Origin of the sequence: Corallococcus llansteffanensis (genome assembly GCF_003612055.1) — a bacterium.
Lineage (GTDB): Bacteria > Myxococcota > Myxococcia > Myxococcales > Myxococcaceae > Corallococcus > Corallococcus llansteffanensis.
Window position 1 is genome coordinate 1 of the sequence record NZ_RAWB01000032.1, and the last position, 19,371, is coordinate 19,371.

Annotated in this window: 14 protein-coding genes; 6 read left to right on the plus strand and 8 right to left on the minus strand. The window is 70.8% G+C overall.

Going from position 1 to position 19,371, the window contains the following annotated elements; genetic code table 11:
- The first annotated feature begins 73 nt into the window (after window positions 1–73).
- Both D7V93_RS05050 and D7V93_RS05055 read left to right on the plus strand, forming a co-directional pair.
- Window positions 74–2,209: an FUSC family protein gene (locus D7V93_RS05050; RefSeq protein WP_120642273.1), complete on the plus strand. Its 2,136-nt coding sequence runs from the start codon at window positions 74–76 to the stop codon at window positions 2,207–2,209.
- Window positions 2,210–2,392: 183 nt separating this feature from the next.
- Window positions 2,393–3,799 (plus strand): phospholipase C, encoded by a 1,407-nt coding sequence (locus D7V93_RS05055; RefSeq protein ID WP_158623651.1) that lies wholly within the window; start codon window positions 2,393–2,395, stop codon window positions 3,797–3,799.
- A 67-nt stretch (window positions 3,800–3,866) separates the two neighbouring features.
- Here the strand turns inward: D7V93_RS05055 and D7V93_RS47280 are convergent, their stop codons facing one another.
- Window positions 3,867–5,189 (minus strand): glycoside hydrolase family 2 TIM barrel-domain containing protein, encoded by a 1,323-nt coding sequence (locus D7V93_RS47280; protein WP_120642275.1) that lies wholly within the window; start codon window positions 5,187–5,189, stop codon window positions 3,867–3,869.
- Between the two features lie 105 nt (window positions 5,190–5,294).
- Between D7V93_RS47280 and D7V93_RS05065 the strand changes: the two genes are divergently transcribed.
- Window positions 5,295–7,016, plus strand: a complete 1,722-nt coding sequence (locus D7V93_RS05065; protein WP_167509437.1) for a pseudouridine synthase — start codon at window positions 5,295–5,297, stop codon at window positions 7,014–7,016.
- A 9-nt stretch (window positions 7,017–7,025) separates the two neighbouring features.
- Here the strand turns inward: D7V93_RS05065 and D7V93_RS05070 are convergent, their stop codons facing one another.
- Window positions 7,026–7,931 (minus strand): NADP-dependent oxidoreductase, encoded by a 906-nt coding sequence (locus D7V93_RS05070; protein WP_120642276.1) that lies wholly within the window; start codon window positions 7,929–7,931, stop codon window positions 7,026–7,028.
- Between the two features lie 146 nt (window positions 7,932–8,077).
- On the opposite strand from D7V93_RS05070, the gene D7V93_RS05075 reads away from it, so the two are divergent.
- Window positions 8,078–9,697, plus strand: a complete 1,620-nt coding sequence (locus D7V93_RS05075; protein WP_120642277.1) for a M20/M25/M40 family metallo-hydrolase — start codon at window positions 8,078–8,080, stop codon at window positions 9,695–9,697.
- Between the two features lie 13 nt (window positions 9,698–9,710).
- On the opposite strand, the gene D7V93_RS05080 is transcribed toward D7V93_RS05075, so the two are convergent.
- On the minus strand, window positions 9,711–10,565 hold the full coding sequence (locus D7V93_RS05080; protein ID WP_120642278.1) for a metallophosphoesterase family protein: 855 nt from the start codon (window positions 10,563–10,565) through the stop codon (window positions 9,711–9,713).
- Window positions 10,566–10,633: 68 nt separating this feature from the next.
- The gene (locus D7V93_RS05085) at window positions 10,634–11,431 is read right to left on the minus strand and encodes a hypothetical protein (RefSeq protein ID WP_147451045.1); all 798 of its coding nucleotides are present in this window, start codon (window positions 11,429–11,431) and stop codon (window positions 10,634–10,636) included.
- Between the two features lie 329 nt (window positions 11,432–11,760).
- On the opposite strand from D7V93_RS05085, the gene D7V93_RS05090 reads away from it, so the two are divergent.
- A complete protein-coding gene (locus tag D7V93_RS05090) occupies window positions 11,761–13,197 on the plus strand; it encodes a hypothetical protein (RefSeq protein ID WP_120642280.1) in 1,437 nt (478 codons plus the stop codon).
- Window positions 13,198–13,290: 93 nt separating this feature from the next.
- Window positions 13,291–13,956 (plus strand): hypothetical protein, encoded by a 666-nt coding sequence (locus D7V93_RS05095; RefSeq protein ID WP_120642281.1) that lies wholly within the window; start codon window positions 13,291–13,293, stop codon window positions 13,954–13,956.
- 13 nt (window positions 13,957–13,969) lie between these two features.
- Here the strand turns inward: D7V93_RS05095 and mtnK are convergent, their stop codons facing one another.
- The 4 genes from mtnK to D7V93_RS05115 are packed head-to-tail and all read right to left on the minus strand — an operon-like array spanning window position 13,970 to window position 19,367.
- Window positions 13,970–15,262, minus strand: a complete 1,293-nt coding sequence (gene mtnK / locus D7V93_RS05100) for an S-methyl-5-thioribose kinase (RefSeq protein ID WP_120642282.1) — start codon at window positions 15,260–15,262, stop codon at window positions 13,970–13,972.
- On the minus strand, window positions 15,253–16,953 hold the full coding sequence (locus D7V93_RS05105) for a flavin monoamine oxidase family protein (protein WP_158623652.1): 1,701 nt from the start codon (window positions 16,951–16,953) through the stop codon (window positions 15,253–15,255). Before D7V93_RS05105 ends, mtnK begins: the two co-directional genes overlap by 10 nt.
- 2 nt (window positions 16,954–16,955) lie before the next feature.
- The gene (locus D7V93_RS05110) at window positions 16,956–18,020 is read right to left on the minus strand and encodes a glycosyltransferase family 9 protein (RefSeq protein ID WP_120642284.1); all 1,065 of its coding nucleotides are present in this window, start codon (window positions 18,018–18,020) and stop codon (window positions 16,956–16,958) included.
- 18 nt (window positions 18,021–18,038) lie between these two features.
- Window positions 18,039–19,367: an aminotransferase family protein gene (locus D7V93_RS05115; protein ID WP_120642285.1), complete on the minus strand. Its 1,329-nt coding sequence runs from the start codon at window positions 19,365–19,367 to the stop codon at window positions 18,039–18,041.
- Window positions 19,368–19,371: the final 4 nt, after the last annotated feature.

Consider the following 19,371-nt stretch of genomic DNA (forward strand, 5'->3'; position numbering starts at 1 on the left):
CCCTGGCCGCGTGTGGCGGGGGACGAGCGTGGCCACCCTCTGGGGTGACGGCCCGCCGTTCCCCTGACACCCCATGCACCGACTGCTGCGACACCTCCGGTCGCTCTTCCGGGTGGAGCCGGGACGCCCTGCCCTGTGGGCGGGGCTGCGGGCCGCCATCGCCACGTCGGTGCCGCTGGGCTGTGCCTTCCTGCTCGGGGTGCCCGCGGCCGGCTGGGCGGGCCTGACGGGCCTGCTCGTCACACTCGCGGACAAGGGCGGCTCGTACCGCTCACGCGCGCGCATCATGGGGATGGTGACGGCGCTGGGGGCGCTGGTCGGCATGCTCGCCGCGCCCGCGGGCCGCACGTACTGGGTGGACGCCAGCCTGCTGCTGTTCGGCGTGACGGCGGCCAGCTTCGCGCGCTGCTACGGCGACACGGCGGGGGCGGTGGGAGGCCAGCTCGCGGTCATCTTCGTGGTGTCGCTGGGCGCGCCCGCCGCCAGCCTGGGAGACACCGTCGCGCGCGGAGGCGCCCTGCTGATGGGCGGGCTGTGGGCGATGGCGCTGTCGCTGCTCCTGTGGCCGCTCCGGCCCTACCGGCCCGCGCGCCGGGCGGTGGCGCGCGTGTACGCGGCGCTCGCGAACGCGGCGGAGGAGCTGAGCGGGGCGACGCTGAAGGGGGCCACGCCCGAGGCGTGGGCGGACGGGTTGCGGCGCCACGCGAGCATCCGCCCTTTCATCGGGCAGGCGCGCGGCGTGCTCGCGGCCACGCGGCGTGGGCGTCCGGACGAGTCCCGGCGCGGAGAGCACCTGCTGGTGTTGGTGGAGCTGGCGGAACCCATGGTGGCGCTGCTCAGCGCGCTGGCGGAGGCGATGCAGGTGGTGGGGAGGGATCCGCACCTGCACGCCACGCGGGAGCGCGTGGCGAAGTTGTGCGAGGCGTACTCCGCGATGGACCGGTGGGTGGCGCGGGCCCTGACGCAGGAGCGCAACGAGGGCATGCGCGGCCCGCCCCGGCTGGCGCTGCGTCCGAAGCGGCGGCAGCCCGCGCGGATGTCCGCGCCGTCGGTGAGGCGGGGCGCGGAGGGGCCGCTGTCCGCGCACGTCTCCACGCTGCTGGACCGGCTGCGCGAGTACGCGGGCGTGGCGCACGAGACGGCGTCGGGGCTGCTCTTCGGGGATCCGGTGTCGTCGCGCGGCAAGGGGTCCGTGGGTGGGCAGCAGGAGACGCCGGGGCTCTCGCCGTGGCAGCCCGTGCGCGACAACCTGCACCCCGACTCGCTGGTGTTGCGGCACGCGCTGCGCGTGGGGATGGTGGCCACGGCGGCGCTGGGGCTGACGCGGGCGTTGCAGGTGGGCGACGCGCACTGGGTGAGCCTCACGGTCATCTCCATCCTCCAGCCCTACTCGGGCAGCACGGAGGAGCGCGTGCTCCAGCGCACGCTGGGGACGCTCGTGGGCGCGAGCCTGGCGGCGCTCATCGCGACCACGGTGCACACGCCGGGGATGATGGTGCTGGTCATCAGCGTGCTGACGGCGATCTCCGTGGCGCTGCTGCCGCTGAACTTCGGCGCGTTCCAGATCTTGCTCACGCCGGACTACCTGCTGATGGCCACGCTCAGCTCCGGGGACTGGACGGTCGCCTCGCAGCGCTCGCTGGGGGTGCTCATCGCGGGGACGCTCGCGCTCCTGGGGGCGTGGACGCTGTGGCCCAGTCCGGAGCGGCGCCGCTTCCCCGACGCCGCAGCCTCCGCCCTGCGCGCGGACGGGAAGTACCTGCAACAGCTGGCCGCGCACCGCAGCGGGACGGAGCCGGAGGTGAACGAGGAGCGGCGCCGGTTGGACCAGGCGCTGCTGGAGGCGGAGTCGTCCTTCCAGCGGCTGATGACAGAGTACCGGGGTCCGCCGCAGAACCTGGAGTCGGGCATGGCGCTGCTCACCTACGCGCGGCGCTTCGCGCTGGCGGTGACGGCGCTGGGCACGGGGAGGAGGTTCGAGCGCACGTCGGTGCTGCCCCAGCAACTCGCGCAGCGCGCCAGCGACAGTCTGGAGTTGCTCGCCCGCGCGCTGCAGGAGCGCAAGGAGCCGCCCCCGCTGCCGCCGCTGGCATTGCCTCGCACCAGTGATGATCCGGTGCTGGGCGCGCTGCTAGAGCGTGTGCCCCGGCAGCTCGGAATCCTTCACGGCGCGGTGGCGAGGCTCAGCGAGGGCCCGGCGCTGCGCTGACGGCCGGCGCCTGCGCGACGAAGCCTGTCCATGACTTGACAAGGAATCAGCGGAAGGATGACGCTTCAAGAAGAGCGGACCCCGGGGGGCCATCCAATTCCTTTCATGACTCCATCGCGAGTCACGACCTTGAGCACTGGAAGGGACTTCCTGCCCGGTTCTTCCAATCTCAAGGAGCAGCCCATGGCCGATCCGATTGAACACGTCGTCGTGTTGATGCTCGAAAACCGATCATTCGATCAGATGCTGGGGGCCCTCCAGGGCATCCGGCCCGGGGTGGATGGCATCGATCCCCTCCTGGGACCTGGCCAGCGCCGTGTGAACCTGGATCGGCAGGGGAGGCCCTACTATCAGGAGCCCGGGGCAGCGAGGATCCTCAAGCCGGACCCGAGGCATGAGACAGACCACGTGCTCCACCAGCTCGAGGGCATGGGCAATTTCGTCCGCGACTACCAGGACCACTACAGCAAGGCCAGACCCGAGCAGCTGCAACAGGTCATGTCCTACTTCCCATGGGGCTCGTTGCCCGCGCTGCATACCCTCGCGGAGCAGTTTCATGTGTGTGACCGCTGGCACAGCTCGGTGCCTGGCCCCACCTGGGCCAACCGGCTGTTCGCCTGGAGTGGCACTTCGCTCGGGCGGGTCAAGATGCCGGAGGTCAAGCTCCCCTTCGGCCCCTTCCAACCCAATCTCCACAATTACAACCAGCCCACGATCTTCGACCGGCTCAGCGAGCGTAACAAGACCTGGCGCGTCTACGTGCACGAGGGGACCTCACTCACCTACCTCCTGCACAACATGCGCAAGCTCGGGAACCTCAACCGCGTGGACAACATGAACCGCTTCAGCGCCGCCGCGGCGGGGCCCGAGGACCAATTCCCGCAGTTCGCCTTCATCGAGCCGCGCTATACGGGAGCCTTTCGCAATGATGATCATCCGCCCACCGACGTGATGAAAGGGCAGGCACTCGTCGCGAGCGTCTACAACCAACTGCGCGCCAACGAGGCCCTCTGGCGCAAGACGCTTTTCGTCGTCCTTTACGACGAGCATGGTGGCTTCTACGACCACGTCGAGCCGACGGCCCACGGCGCCGTGCCTCCCGACGATCACCGGGCGGACGGCTTCGACTTCACGCGCCTCGGAGTCAGGATCCCAGCGGTGCTCGTCTCACCATGGCTCGACCCCGGGGTGTGCCATGACGTGTTCGACCACACGAGCCTGCTGAAATACCTCACCGACAAATGGAACCTGGGGCCTCTCGGGGCGCGCGTGGCGACGGCGAAGAGCTTCAGCTCATTGCTCACCCAGCGGGCCTCACCCCGAACCGATACGCTCTTGAGCCTCTCGGCGACGGTTCCAGCGGTGACACTCCTGACCGAGGCCCTGGCAAACATGCCGGACCCTGTCACCCTCGAAGACCTCAATGAAAATCATGCCGTGCTCGCGCTGAGTCAACTCCTCGAAGCGGACATCGGAGACCCGGAAGGGGTACGCAACGACAGGGCGGCGCGGATGTTGGGGGACACGGCCGTGCGACATCAGGTCGTGCTCGAGCGCTTCGAGCGGCTCAGGCAGCGCGCAGCGGAGTAGGCGGCATCAGGCCCTGGCGGTTGAATAGAGGGCCTGATGGGATGCGGCATTCGTGCGCGGCCGGATATCAGGGCGCGGCGGGTGCCCCCACGGACGTCGTCGCGGCAACCAGGTTCCCGGCCCCATCCCTCGCCAATCCATACAGCTTGAACGGCCCCGTCGCGGCCGGCAGGCGCACGCGCCACGTCCCCGGCGCGGTGCCCTTCCGGGACTCCAGCGGCGTCACCCGGTCGCGCTCCTCGCGCGTCGCCGCCCCCCGGAAGTTGTATGCGAACGACACGTCCAGCGGCGTGCCCGTCGGCGCCGTGACCTCGAAGGCCACGCGCGCCCAGGTGACCGTGCCTTCCTGCTCCACGCCCTGGACCGCCAGTCGCACCGGCACCGGCAACGCGGGCTCCGGCTTCTGGCCCGTATACGCCTCCCGCACCGCGTGCCACGCCGGCCGCTTGGAGTCTCCCGACAGCAATCCCAGCCACAGCCCCGTGTGGTCGAACGACGCGCTGTAGTTGAAGACGAACAACCCCAGACACCGGCCCGCCTGGACGTGGGGCCCCAGCGCATTGCGCCAGCCGTCCACGATGACGTCGTACTTCTCCCCATCCCCCGGCTCCTGCTTCAGGCCCTGCGCATCCTTCGGGGCCTCCCATTCACCCTGGGCGCCGAACTCGGTGATGAACCACGGCTTGCGTCCACCCGCCTGCTTCACCGCGTCCGCCAGCGCGTGGATGCCCCGGCCGTAGACGTTCAACCCATAGGCATCCAGCGAGGGGACGTACTTCTCCCAGTACGGCACGCCCAGCGTCCACGCATCCACCGACAGCACCGGGTGCCCGGCGTCCACCTTCTTCACCGCCCGGACGACCTTCTCCAGGAAGCGCGCGTACGCGACCTTCGACGCCTCGTCCGGAGAGTTGAGGATGACCTCGTTGCCCAGCCCCCATGCGAGCACCGCCGGATGGCCCTTGAAGCGGCGCACTTGCGTCAACGTGGCCTGGAGCTGCGCCTCGCGCCCCTTCGCGTCGCGCACGTAGTCGAAGGCGTCGTCGTTCTCCATGCCGGCCCGGCCCGGGCGCAGCCACAGCCCCACCAGCACCCGCAGGCCATGCTTGTGCGCGGCGTCGAGCAGCGCGGCGGTCTCCTCGCCCGTGCCCCAGGTGCGCAGCGTGTTCACGCCCAGGGCACTCAACCGCGCGCAGTCCGCGTCGAAGTTCGCGGGGCCTCCCGAGCCGCTGAAGGTAACGCCCTTGGCCACGTAGGGCTTGCCGTCCACCTCCAGCCTCCAACCCTCCCCCGCCTTCACGATGGCGGTGCGAGCCTCCGCCGCCCACAGCGGGCAGAGGAGCGCGGTCAGGAGCAGGACGCCGACAGCGACGGGACGGACAGTGGCCATGGGGTCCGGCAGTCTAGCCGGTGGCCGGGCACGCACCGTTCGCACACCTGGCGGGCCCGGCGTTCCGTGCGGTTTCGTGCTACCCGGAGGACTGTGGACCCGCTCGTGACCCTCCTCGAACCGGCCCCCCGGGCCGACGACGTGCCCGGTGCCTTCCCGAGTCCCTTCGACGCCCTGGGCCCGCACGCCCTCGCGCGCCGGGCCGCCGAAGCGCTCCAGGCCCGCTTGCGCGAAGGCGTCATCGCTCCGGGGATTCCGAGCCGTGTGCTCGAAGGGCCGGACGGCGGAAAGATGTTCGGCGTGCTGGTGGTGCGGCAGCAGGACGGACGCCTGGGCGTGCTGCGCGCCGTCTCCGGCCTGCTCGCGGGGCGCTGGGACGTGCCGGGCTTCGTGCCGCCCGTCTTCGACCGCGAGGCCCGCGCCCGCGTGGAGCCGGTGGCCGAGGCCACGGTGAAGGCCCTGTGGGGCCGCGCCGAAGCGTGGAGCACCTCCGAGGAGCTGGGCCGTCTGCGCGCGGACGATGACGCCCGCCAGGCCCGCGAGGCCACGGAGCGCGAAGCCCTGCGCCAGCGTCACGAGGCCCGCAGGCAGCAGCGGCACCTCCGCCGCGCGCGACTCCTGGCCACTCCGGAACCCACCAAGGCCCCACCCGCGGAGGGCCGTGCGGCGCTCCTGGCCGCACCGGACCTCACCGAAACCGCACGCGCGGAGGCATTGCACGCGCTCGACCAGGAGAGCCGGGGCGACAAGGCGGAGCGGCGCCGGTGGGACGCGGCGCAGGAAGCCGCGCGGCACGAGCTGGCCCCCCGTCGCGCGAAGGCCGAGCGCAGGCTGCGCGCCCTGGACCGGCTGCGGCGCATCGTCTCCCGCGGCTTCATGAAGCAGCTTCACGACACCTACGCCATCACCAACGCCCGAGGAGAGACACGCCCCCTGCGCGCGCTCTACGCCAGCGCCGAGCCCCCGTCCGGCGCGGGTGACTGCGCGGGAGCGAAGCTGCTCGCGTACGCGTTCGCGCACGGGCTCCAGCCGGTGGCGCTCGCGGAGTTCTGGTGGGGCACGCCGCCCGCGTCCGGAGGCCGCATCCAGGGCGCCTTCTATCCCGCGTGCCGCGACAAGTGCGGGCCCCTGCTGCCGTTCATGCTCGAAGGGCTGGAGGTCTCCGCGCCCCGCGTCTTCGTTCCACCGCCCGCGCCGACGCCAGACCTGTCCGTCGTCTTCGAGGACGCGTGGCTGGTGATCATCGACAAGCCCTGCGGCCTGCTGTCCGTGCCGGGCCGGGACGCGGCGCTGTCGGACTCCGTGCTCACCCGCCTGCGCGCGCGCCACCCGCACGCCACCGGGCCGCTGCTCGTGCACCGGCTGGACCTGGACACCTCCGGGCTGCTCGTCGCGGCGCTGGATGCGCGCACGCACGCGGCCCTGCAACGCCAGTTCCTCCACCGCGACGTGGACAAGCGCTACGTGGCGCTCATCGACGGACCGGTACAGGGAGTCACGGGCACCATCACCCTGCCCCTGCGCGTCGACCTGGACGACCGCCCCCGGCAGATCGTCGACCCCGTGCACGGCAAGCCCGCGGTCACCGACTGGGAGGTGCTCCACCGCGAGGCCGGACGCACGCGCGTGGCCTTCCATCCGCGCACCGGGCGCACGCACCAGCTCCGCGTCCACGCGGCGCACCCCCTGGGACTGGGTGCGCCCATCGTGGGAGACCCGCTGTACGGGCACGCCGACCGCCGCCTGTTCCTGCACGCGGAGGGACTGTCCTTCGTGCACCCGGCGACGGGGCAGCGCGTGGCCTTCACCCGCGCGGCCCCGTTCTGAGCCCTGGCGTCAGTTGACGAGCAGCACCTTGCCCACGCCGCCCTTCTCCGCGAGCTTCTGGGCATCCTTCGCCTCGGTCATCGGGAACGTCTTGGCAATGGGGATGACCAGGTCCCCCTTCGCCACGCTCTCCCCGAGCTGCGCGAGCCGGCGCCCATCCGTGTGCGAGAAGAAGGTGCGCACCATGAGGCCCTTCTCCTTCGCCCCCTTCGGTTCGCCCACCGCGCTGCCCACGATGCCGCCGTGCTTCACCCGGTCCAGCACCAGGGTCAGGGCCATGCCCCCCACGGTGTCCGCCACCGCGTCCAGCGTGGGCAGCTTCTCGACGTCCTTCGGATCATCGAGCGCGACCACGCCCTCCACCCCCAGCTTCCGCGCCTCCGCCACCTGCTTGCTGCGCACGCCGGCCCAGATCTTCACGCCCCGCGCCTTCGCCGCGAAGACGGCCGCGCGGCCCACCGCGCCCAGCGCTCCGGTGATGAGCAGCGTCTGGCCCTGGCCAGGCTGCACCACCTCTTCAATCAACTGCACGCCCGTCAGCGTCACCAGCGGCAGCGCGGCGGCGTCCTTCAGGTCCAGGGACTCGGGCACCTTCGCCCAGGCCTCCGTGGGCGCGACTACCGTCTCCGCGTAGCCGGCGTTCACCAGCCCCATCACGCGGTCGCCGGGCTCGAACGCCTCCACGCCCGTGCCCACCTCGATGACCTCGCCGGACACGTCCCGCCCGAGGATGGTGGGGAACTGCACCGGCATCATCGACTTCAGGTCGCCCCGTCGAATCTTCCAGTCCACCGGGTTGATGCTCGCCGCGGTGACGCGGACCTTCACCTCGCCGGGGCCCACCTTCGGCTCGGGCATGTCCTGCACGGCGAGCGCATCCACATCCCCATAGGCTTTCAGAACGACGGCTTTCATGCAGGCCTCCAAAGGCAGGCGCGAGGAAGAGGATCCCAGCGACGGACCAAGGGTAAGCACCGGCAGTGGGGGTGACATCGACCGCGGGCGGTCGCCACGCTCCCTTGCTTCCCCCGGCCCGGGGATGACTGTGAAAACATGGGGTGATGCCAACCTTCCTCCAGAACCGTCGCTTGCACGCCTGGCCCCTGCTCCTGCTCCTGACGCCCGCCGTGGCCTTCGCGAAGCCGCCCGCCGAAGCGGTCCAGCGCTGGTGGTCCCACGTGGAGGTCCTGGGCGCGGACGACATGGAAGGCCGTGACACCGGCAGCCCCGGCCACCAGAAGGCCGCGGAATATGTCGCCGCGCAGTTCAAGCGACTGGGCATCGAACCCGGCGCCGGGGACAGCTACTTCCAGGAGGTGCCCCTGCTCTCCCGCCGCCTGGTGGCGGAGCGCAGCCGGCTGGCCCTCGTGCGCGACGGCAAGGAGCAGCCCCTCACGTTGGAGCACGGCATCCTCAGCCCGCTGACGGGCCGCGCCGGCAAGCTGGACGCGGGGCTCGTCTTCGTGGGCTACGGCCTGCGCATTCCCGAGGCGCGGCATGACGACCTCGCCGGCCTGGACGTGAAGGGGAAGCTCGTCGTGGCGCTCCTGGGCGCTTCGCCTCCGGGCATAGCGAACAACCTGGCGTCCTACGCCGGCTCGCTGGCGGAACGGTCTCGGGCCTACGCGGAGGCCGGCGCGGTGGGCGTCATCGCGGTGTACCACCCGCGCACGAGCGAGCTGCCCTGGGACCGGCTCATCGAATCCCAGCGCATGCCCGCGATGATGCTCGCGGAGCCCGCGCTCCAGGACGTCTCCGGGTCCCTGGTGTTCGTGCTGGCGAGCGCGCCCTTCGTCGAGACGCTGTTCGAAGGCAGCGGCCACACCTTCAAGCAGGTCCTCGCGCTCGCGGATCAGGGCAAGCCCCTGCCCCACGTCACGCTGCCGGGGACCCTGCGCGGCGAGGTGGCCCTGGACCCGAAGCAGATCACCTCCGTGAACGTCGTGGGCCGCATCCCCGGCGGTGACGCCGCGCGCGCGAGCGAGTCCGTGGTGCTGAGCGCGCACCTGGACCACGTCGGCATCGTGACGCCCGTGAACGGGGACTCCATCTGCAACGGCGTGATGGACAACGCCATCGGCGTCGCGTCGCTGCTCGAGGTGGGCCGCGCGCTGAAGGCCCAGAAGGCCCCGCCCCAGCGGAGCGTCGTCATCGTGGCGACCACCGCGGAGGAGAAGGGCATGCTCGGCGCGCGCTGGTTCGCCGCGCATCCCCCCGAAGGCACCGGGACGATGGTGGCCAACCTCAACATCGACCTGTTCCTGCCGGTGACGCCCTTCAAGCGGGTGGTGGCCTTCGGCGAGGAGGAGTCCACCCTGGCCGCGCCGCTCCGGGCCGCCGCGAAGCGCGTGGGCGTCCAGGTGATGAAGGACCCTTCCCCGGAGCAGAACTTCTTCGTCCGCAGCGACCAGTACCACTTCGTGCTCAAGGGCGTGCCCGCCCTGGCCTTCTCCTTCGGCCACCCCAAGGGCTCCGCGGGAGAGAAGCTGGAGACGCAGTGGGCCCACGAGCGCTACCACGGGACGACGGATGACCTGGCCCAGCCGATGAACCGCGAGGCCGCGGTGCAGTTCGTGGACTTCGTCAGCGACCTCACCCGCCGCGTCGCGGACGCGCCCACGCGCCCCACCTGGAACGCGAAGAGCTTCTTCCGCCGCTACGCCGGACCCTCCACGCCCTGACGCGGCCCGGGCTTCACACCGCGAGCTCCTGCATCCGGCCCCCTGTCACCCGTCCTCCCTCCACCTGGATGACCCAGTAGCCTTCGTGCCCGGCGAAGGTGGAGGAGCCCGCGCCAAAGAGGTGGGGACGCTCCGGAGTGGCCGCGTGGTGGAAGCGCCGGTGGATGTGGCCATGCAGCACCGCATGCCGGGGCCCGGGCAGCAACTGGCAGAGGGCCGCTCCGTCCCGGAGCCCCCATGGCCCCGCGGCCAGCTCGCCTCGGGGCGTCAGGGGCGCGTGGTGGACGACGACGAGCAGCGCCCGTCCGGCCAGCCTTGGATCCGCCACCACCGCCGCGAGCCCTTCGAGCTGCGCGCGTCCGATGAAGCCCTGGGAGATGCCGGGAACGGGAGGCACCCGCGCGGAGCAGAGCCCCACCACCGCGGCCCCCGCACCCACCTTCCGGACGAAGGGATAGGGCCCTTCCCGGCAGTGCTCGGGCAGGTCGCTCTCCAACAGGTGCCCGAAGTAACGCTCGAAGCGTCCGACCCGGAGGCTTCCGGGCGTGTACACGTCGTGATTGCCCGGGATGACGGTGCAGCGGCCGCGGTCCTCCACCAGCGCGCCCAGCGCCTCCCGTGCCGCATTGAACTCGCTGTCCAACGCACAGGCGGTGAGGTCCCCCGAAAGGATGAAGTGGTCGGCGGCGTGCTCCCGCGCCTCGCGCGCGATGGCGGCGAGCGTCTGGGGCGCGCGGCGATAGGCCTGGGCCCGTCCGCCCGCGAGCAACTCCGGGAGGGCCAGCCAGCGGCGCCAACCCAGCCGGCGCAGGGGCAGCCCCCGGTAGTCAGCCGTGAGATGGACGTCGGAGCAATGGACGAAGCGCATGGAGGGAGCGGACGCCGGAGCCCCGCCCCCGGCCCTCAGGGCCGGGAGCGGGAAGCGTCAGCGACTGGTTACAGCGACTGGCAGAGCGCGTTGCCCAGCGCGCGGGTGTCCCAGTCCCGGATGCCGCAGCCGTAACCCGGGCCGTCCATGCTGCCCCCACCGGCGAGCCGCGCCACGTCCCACGTCGCGAGCTTCGCGCAGACCTCCGACTGACGGGCGCGAGCCTCCTGCGGAGCGAGCAGCGCCGTCCCGGGAGCGCACGGCCGATCGCCAGCCACCGCGACGAAGGAGAGCTGCGCACAGAGGGTGTTGCCCAGCCCGCGCCCGTCGAAGTCGCGGATGGTGCAGCCATAGCCCGGGCCGTCCATGCTGCCGCCACCGGCGAGGCGCGCGATGTCCCACGTCCCCATGACCGAGCAGAAGGCGGACGGGTTGGCGCGCGCGACCAGCGGGCTCGCGACGGTGAGGCCCGCGGGGCAGACGCCATCCCCGAGCGCCTCGCTGACCGGACCGACCTGCTTGCAGACGCTGCCGCCCAGCGCGCGCGCATCGTAGGTGCGGACGCCGCAGCCGTAGCCGGGGCCATCCATGGAGCCGCCGTTCGCGAGCCGGACGATGTCCCAGGTGCCCAGCTGGCCGCAGAGCGTGGAGACGTTGGACCGCGCCTCCTCGGGCGACGCGAGCGTGTAGCCCGACGGACACGCGGTGTCCCCGAGCACGTTGTAGACCTCACCCGCGAGCGCGGCGCTGGCCTGGGCCGTGTCCTGCCCACCCGCCTCCGCGGGCTCCTGCGGGGAGCCACACCCCACCAACGACATCGCGAGGCTGACACCCGACACCAGCGAGACGACAAGGTTCTTCCGCATGACGGACTCCATGGATTGGGACTGCGTGGACCTGCCTGAAAGACAGACAGCAACTCCGCCCCCCACCGTGCGCGGCGAAGGGGAAGCCTCCGTTCGCGCCGGAGGTCTCGGACCACGGCATCAGCAAGCGACGTACCAAGCACAAACAACAGACATACCCCGAGTGAATAGACCCAGAAGCCAGCTCCGGGTCAGTCCCCTTCCGCGTCCCACGGGAACGCGGTTGCGTGAGGTGAAGACGCTTCACGGACTGTCCCACCCCAGACGCGCCCGGGGCCGGGCTCCGTGCACGGTTCGTGAATGTGCGGGTGCGTCAGGAGGTGGTTCAGATGCAGGTGAGGCACGCGGCCATTGGAGCCAGCCACGAAATCTACGACTCGGGTGAGGCCGCCATGCGGGCGGCGGTCGCCCGGCGGGTCGAGGACCGCCTCGCGCGGCGGCGACAGCAGCGCCAGCCCGCGCGCTACCGACGGTGGAAGGAGGTGGAGACCACGCCGCTCCTGCGCTCCATGGACGGAGGGCTGGACGACACGAAGTTCCTCTACCCCGTGCTGGACAACCTCCCGGTCATCGTCTTTCCCCTGCTCAGCCATGCGCTCACCGGAGTGCAGGTCAGCGTCTACGGCCCTCCGGAGGTCTGCCGGGTGGTGGAGGTGGTGCGCGACGTGCTCCTGGCGCAGGGGCACATCGATGACCGCGCGAAGCTCCTGGCCATCGAGGAGGACCGGACCGACATCTCACTCTCCCGCTCCTTCCAGCGCTCCACGGAGTGCCTTTCCGCCGGGAGCGACGAGCCCATCGCCTGGTCCGCCGGAGACCTGGTGCTGGCGTATGACACCCATCCCTGGCTGATGGACCGACACCTCCCCAGCTACGAGCTCATCTTCAACCTCAATGCCCGGCAGCGCGTCTTCCCGGAGGGCATGCCGGAGCTCTTCGGACGCAACTACTTCGACCGCATGCGTCTGGAGGGCGAGCCGGGCGCCATCCTCGACATCAAGGAGCCCAACGTCCTGCTCTTCACCGCCGCGGGGCTGCGGGGCCTGACAAAGATGGACGAGCTGCGGCAGCCACGCCCGGGCGACACCTATATGAAAGTCCTCCTCCGCGCCGCCGCGAGGACCGTCTGGCACACGAGCCCCGCGGCGACCGTGGCCTTCCTGCGCTATGGCTTCAAGCGGACCCGCGACCGCATCGAGGCCGGGGACGCCCTGCCGCGGCAGCACGCCGTGGAGCTGGCCAGGACCTTCTTCGGCGTGTCCACCCTCATCAAGGCGGAGAACACGGACCCGTTCTGCGTGAGGGACGGCGACAGCGTGGAGGACCTGTTTGGCTATTACCAGGCCGTCCTCCAGCCCATCGTCGACTCCGGCGCCACGAAGGAGGCCGGCTACCGCGAGCTGGCCCGCTACCACCCCCACGCGGAGCTGCTCTACCAGCTCTCCCAGGCGCTGCGCCCGCTCCAGGCCGAGCTTCCCCTCTGGCGCCGGTGGCCAGAGCTCATCCAGGACAAGCTCGCCACGCTCAACCAGCGGTTGACCGCGGAGTTCCGGGGCCTGGGAATCGATGACGCGGCGCGGCCCGTGCCGGAGTACTTCGACGCGAAGGGGGTCTTCCAATCCCATCCCGCGCCCTCCGACAACATCCTCCAGACGCGCGACTTCCTGCGCCACACCTACCTCGCCTCCTTCGAGCGCAACCAACTCCAGTACCGCTGGCTCGTGGGCGGACGCTTCCCGCCAGCACGCAGGCGCGTCAGCGGCTGACGCATTCCAGGCGGCCTGACAGGTATTGGCCCGGGACAGCACGCTGGTACACGGAGTGCAAAGCCTTTCTGCATGTCCTTCCGAAAACAAGTCTTGAGCGACCTCTCCAGCAGCTATGCGAACTTCAACGAACACCACAAGGACATCCGTGCCTTCTTTGAAATCATCGGGGTGCGCTTCGCCATCCGCGAGTATGGCGTCAGCCTGAAGTGCGTGGCGGGGAACAAGCTCTTCTCCAACGCGAGCGGGTACCTGCTGTCGGATGACAGCTCCTACCCGTTCTATCTCTGGCAGCCCTCGTGGCTGGGCCGCTTCTACGTGGACCCGACGCACGTCCCCGCGGGCACCCCGGTGGACAACTGCATGGCCCGGGACGTGCGGTTCATGGCCTTCATCTGGATCTGGCTGGGCTTCAACGACGCCTATGTGAATGACGCCGAGGGGCCGGAGTGTTGGTTCGGCGTGGCCGAGCCCCGGCCGGAGGATCCGTCGGAGACCGTCGCGGTGACCGCGGACAAGGTCTGGAAGTACTTCCGCGTCGAGCGGACGAGCCAGGGGGAGAGCGACGGCTGGCTGAGCGGCGGCTTCCAGAAGAACCCCATTGGCTGTGATTTGAATGGCCGCTGGTCCATGCGCCGCGTCCCCCTGGAGAAGCTGTCGAGCTACTACCAGATTGAAAAGCACGTCGTCCGTCCGCTCGGGGAGAAGTTCCACGAGCTGGCGAGCCCCGTCCCGGGAGCGCTCGCCCTCGTGAAGTGACGTCTGCTGGGCCCTACCCCACCTGCTGGCGCGGCGCTCCCGCCACCACCTCGCGGGCCGCCGCCGTCACGTCGGAGACGGACCGGTAGCGCCCGGGCTCGACGAGCAGGCTCCGGCCCAACTGGACGCAGCGCGCTTCACAGGTGGCGCGGCGGTCCACGTCCGCGATGCGCTCCAGGTCCAGGGTGTGCGCCAGGCCGAAGATGCGCCGGAGCAGCTCCGCCCCGGCGTACGCCACGCCCTGCTCCCAGAGCCGCTGGAGGTAGGCCCGGCGCTCCGCCTGGAGTGCCACCCGCCCGGCCGGGGTGGTGAACAGCGCGGACGGGTCACCCGCACCGTGGCCGTGCTCCTCCCACAGCCGGAGGAAGGTGTCCTGGAACGACGACCACCAGGCCTCCACCGTCTCCAGCACCCAGGACGCGTAGGACTCCCTCGGGGCCTCGGCGGTGGAGTGCCCCCCCTGGCTGAAGAAGTTGAGGAGCAGGTGTGCGAGCAGCGAGCCCACGTCGAAGGCCATGGGCCCGTAGAAGGCGAACTCCTGGTCGATGATCCGGGTGTCCTCCGGCGTCACCATGATGGAGCCGGTGTGCAGGTCGCCGTGGAGGAGCGCCTCGGTCGTGTCCAGGTAGTGGCGCTTCAGCCGGGAGGCCGCGAGCTTCAGCGGCACGTCCTCACGTACCTGGGCCGCCAGCCCATCCAGCGCGGGGGAGGTCCAGCGGTTGCGCGGGTGCACCTGGTACGGCTCGGTGAACACCATGTCCTCCATGATGCGGCACATCGCCGTGTTCGCGCAGAACGCCGCCACGCCGGCCTTCTTCGCCTCCGCAGGGAGTGCCAGGCTGGAGGTGAAGAACAGCGACCGCGCCAGGTAGTCCGCCAGGTGCCTGGCGAGGTGCGGGTAGCGGATGCCGCTTGTCATCCCCTCGCGCAGGATGAGGTGCGGCGTCAGGCATTCCACGACGATGAGGAACAGGCGCGCGTCGTGGTGCAGGACTTCCGGAACGCGCCGCCCGGCATGCCGCCCGTGTTCGAGCAGGGCGAGGTGTTCGAAGTGGATGCGCTCCAGCGTCAGCGGCCAGGACTCGCCCACCAGCCGCACGTAGGGCAGCGATTGCTTGACGCACACGTCACCGTCCGGGCCGTGGACCCGGAACACCTGGTTCACGTTGCCGTCGCTGACCTCCTGGACCCGCCAGTCCTCGGGCCTGCCGCCCAGCCTCGCGGCGAGGTGCGCGACGCCCGCGAGGTAGCCGGGCAGGCCGCCCACGTGGAGGGGTTCGTAGCCTTCGGGGACACTCAACGCCATGGTGTTCCTCCTTCGGAAAAGGGGCCTGCCTTCGTCCCGCGAGGCCCCAGGCGGGTTCCCTCGCGGCGCAGCCAGGACGGCCAGGCCAGGCCCAGGTGGTCCTGCAGCGTGCACTCCGCCACGCCCAGCGAGCCGTGGACCGAGCCCGGGTCATGCGACCAGCAATCGCTGACGATGAAGACCTCCTCGTCGGGGAGGGGCCTCCGGATGGCGGGGATGATCTCGCGCGAGACGACGTGCTCCCGCCACACGTGCCAGCCCGCGCCATGCGGCGCCTCGGACCAGTCCTGGCAGCGGGCGGCGATGGGCCGTGGCGCCTCCGCGGTGCCGTGGAGCTCCAGCAGCTGCGCGTGGGCGCGCTCCACCATGCGCCGGCTGGCGGGCGCTTCGGCGGGGAGCGAAGCGGGGCCGGAGCTTCCAGGGGCGTCGGGGAAGGGCTCGCCGGAGCGCAGGCTGCTCCAGTACTCCGCGTCCGTCCCACTGGCATAGGCGGCCAGCAGCAGCCCGGGACGCGAGGCTCCCCCACGCCAGTACCAGAGCTGGCGCAGGGGAAGGTCGGTGGTGCCGCGCCCCTTCGAGGCCCCCGTCCGCTCCCACCAGGGGAAGGGATACGCGAGGAACAGCTTCACCGCCGCGACTCCGCGCACGGCCTCCAGGCTTCGCCGCAGCGCGCGGTCCTGGAGGAGGAAGGTGTCCGGCTCCAACCGCGTCAGGGCCTGCTGGGGCAACGCCAGCAGCACGCACCGGGCCCGCACGCGGCGAAAGCGCTCCGCCGCCCCACCCGAGCCGTCGTGGCATTCGAAGGTGAGCGCATACGCCCTGCCGCCCTCCGGTCCGACGGTCCGGTCGATGCGCCGGAGGCGGTGGAACAATCGGCTGGCGCCTCCGGCCGCGAGGTAGCGCTCGTGAAGCGCGCGAGGCAGCGCGTCGAAGCCCCCGGTGAGGCATTGGTAGCGGCCGGACGGGGGCGCCTGGAAGAGGACCTCCAGCCAGTCCGCCGCGTTGCCATTCGCGGCCAGCCCGTCGTACCCGCCCGTGTCCTGCAGCAGTTGGAGGGCCTCCTGGCCCAGCACCAGGGTGAGCACGGTCCACCACGACAGCTCGTGGAGAGGCGCGCCGTCGACCCGGGCCTCGTCCTTGCGGCGCGCGTACTCCTCCGCGAGAGCGGCGGCCTCGTCCCAGCGTTGTCCATCGAAGGCCTCGTGGTAGCGCGTGCGCAGGGCCGTGAAGCCCGGCAGCGCGGCCTCCACCACCCGCGCCTCCAGCTCCGCGGGGCCGAGGCCCTGCTCGGAGGAACGCAGCCGATAGGGCAAGGCGCCGGGGTTTCGCGCGAGGGCTTCCGCTGTCAGCTCCCGCTGCCGGAAGCGGTGGCCGCGCACATAGGTGGGGTTCTCCGGCTGCCCGAAGTGGAAGTCCTCCACCTGCGAGCCCAACCCCAGGTGGCGGATGAGGTCGGCCACCAGGTGGAGCTGCGCGTGGAAGCGCATCCCGCCCAGCTCCGCGCGAACGCCCGGCAGGCCCGGCAGCTCCACGGACCAGAGCCTGCCACCAATGCGGCCGGAGGCTTCGTACAGGCCCAGCTTCAGTCCCGCCCGGCCCTCGTGCGCGAGGCGATAGCCCAGGTAGCACCCGCCCACGCCCCCGCCGACGATGGCGACATCCACCTCTTCGTCAGGGCCGGTGGAGTCCACGCTCAGACCTCCCCCACCGCGCGGAGGATGCGCTCCGGGGAGATCAAATCCATACAATCCCGCCGGACGCACCCCGCGTCGAAGTCCTGTTTGTAGCACATGAGACAGGGCACCTCCGGCTCCAGGACCGTGCCGCGCCCGTACATGAAGAACTCATGTCTGTTGAAGGTGTTGTTCAACAGGACGATGCGCTTGCGCAGCCCCACGGCCGCGTGGAACGCGAAGGTCACCGAGGTGACCACCACGTCCGCGAGGCTCAGCAGGCCGATGAACCCCGCGAAGGGCTGGACGCCGAAGTAGTGGACGTCCGCCGCGCGGGAGATCTCCTCGTTGCGGGCGTGCTCCTCCGGCCCGCCCACGAGCACGACCTCTCGGCCGGACGCCTTCAGGCCGCGGGCGAGCACGGTCCAGCTCGCCGGGGAGTAGAGCCGGGGCTTCCACTGGCTCCCGGCGCCCGTGTTGAGCATCACCACCTGCTTGCCGGGTGCGAGCGGCACCGAGGGGACCTCGAACTCCGGCAGCAGGTACTCCTCGCCCTGGAAGGTGTAGCCGCAAATCTCGAAGAGCTCTTCGACATAGTGCTTGCGGTTGGCCTTCATCAGGTCGTCGAACACGCCGGTCCGCCACTTGCGCCGGCTGTCCTCGTCGAACGGGAGGATGACGCCGTCCTTCTGGGTGAAGCCCTTCTTCACCCGGGCGTCCACGCGGTTCGCCAGCGCGCAGGCCTCCACGTCCTTGTCCAGGGACAGGAGGAGGTCGAACTTCACGTCCAGCACCGTCAGCATGCCGGCGAGGTCGAAGCGGAGGACCTTGAAGACCTCGCGCCTGGGAATCAGCTCCGGGTGGTTCGTGAGCCAGAAGATCCGCGCGCCCGGGTGCTGGCGCTGGATGGCTCTCAGCAGCGGGGTGTTGCGCACCACCTCGCCCGCGGCCTGGAGCTTGATGATGAGCACGTTGCCGGTGGTGGGCCGGTAGTCCGTGCAGCCCTCGCAGTGGGTGCCGCGCGCTTTGTGCGGCCCGCAGGGTTTGTAGCCATTGAAGTGCTGACAGTCGGTCCGGATGTCCATGGGTGTCTTTGCCGGGCGCTACGCGGCGGAGCGCGACAGGGCCTGGACCTCCGGGTCCAGGTCCGTGAGCGTGTCGCGCAGGATGGCCACGAGCTGGTCCAGCTCCGCGGGGGTGACGTTGTACGGCGGCATCACGAGGATGGAGTCGCCGGTGCCGTCCGGCAGGTAGCCGATGGAGAAGTAGAAGTTCCCGCCCCGGGCCATGGCCCGCTGCAACACCCGCTCCGCCAGCTTCACCGAGCGGGGGAAGGCGCGCCGGGTGGCCTTGTCCGCGACCAGCTCGAAGCCACAGAACAGGCCCAGCCCGCGCACGTCGTCGACCCACGAGAACGCGGTCAGCTCCCGCAGCCGCTCGCGCAGCGACTCCCCCTGACGTCGCACGTGGGCGAGCAGGCCGTGGCGCTCCACGTGCTCCAGCACCCGCAGGCCGATGGCCGCGGAGAGCGCGTGGTTCGTGAAGGTGAAGCCATGGGCGAAGTTGCCGCCGTCCCGGTGGATGCCTTCGACGAGGGTGCGGCTGGCGTAGACGGCGGACAGCGGAACCAGCCCGGCCGCCATCCCCTTGCCCTGGATGATGATGTCTGGCTTCACGTCGAAGAGGGAGGAGGCGAACCACTCCCCGCAGCGGCCAAAGCCGCACATCACCTCGTCGCAGATGAGCGCGATGTCATGGCGGTCGCAGATCTCCCGCACCCGCTGGAGGTAGCCGGGCGGCGGCACCCCGATGCCCATGGACGCGCCAATCACCGGCTCGACGATGAAGGCCAGACAGTCCTCCGGCCCCTCTTCGAGGATCTTCCGTTCCAGCGCCTCCGCGCAGGCCTCGCCGGACTCCTCCGGCCGCCGGTAGCCATCCGGCGCGGGGACGAAGCACTGCTCGTGCAGCAGGCCCTGGAACAGCAGCCGGTCCCTCGGCTTGCCCGTCACCGCCAGCGCGAGTCCGGTGGCGCCGTGGTAGCCGGGCTGGGTGGCAATCACCTTGCGCTTGCGCCGGGTGCCCGTCTTCCCGACGTAGAACTGGTAGGCCAGCTTGATGGCCGTCTCCACCGCGTCCGAACCGCTGCCCATCAGCAGCACGTGGGAGATGTTGTCCGGCGCCAGCGCCACGAGCCGCTCGCCGTAGGCCTCCAGCTCGGGCGTCGTGAACTGGGTGCCGTGCAGGTAGCTGACGTGCCGCATCGACTCGGCCGCCTGGGTGGCCAGCTCCTCCAGGCCGTGGCCCAGGATGGCCACCCCCGCGCCCCCCACGGCGTCGAGGTAGACGTTGCCCTCGTCGTCATGGAGAGAGGCCCCCTGGCCCCGGACGATTCGCGGATAGCGGTGTTCGAACCTGCGATGGAACAGCATGGTG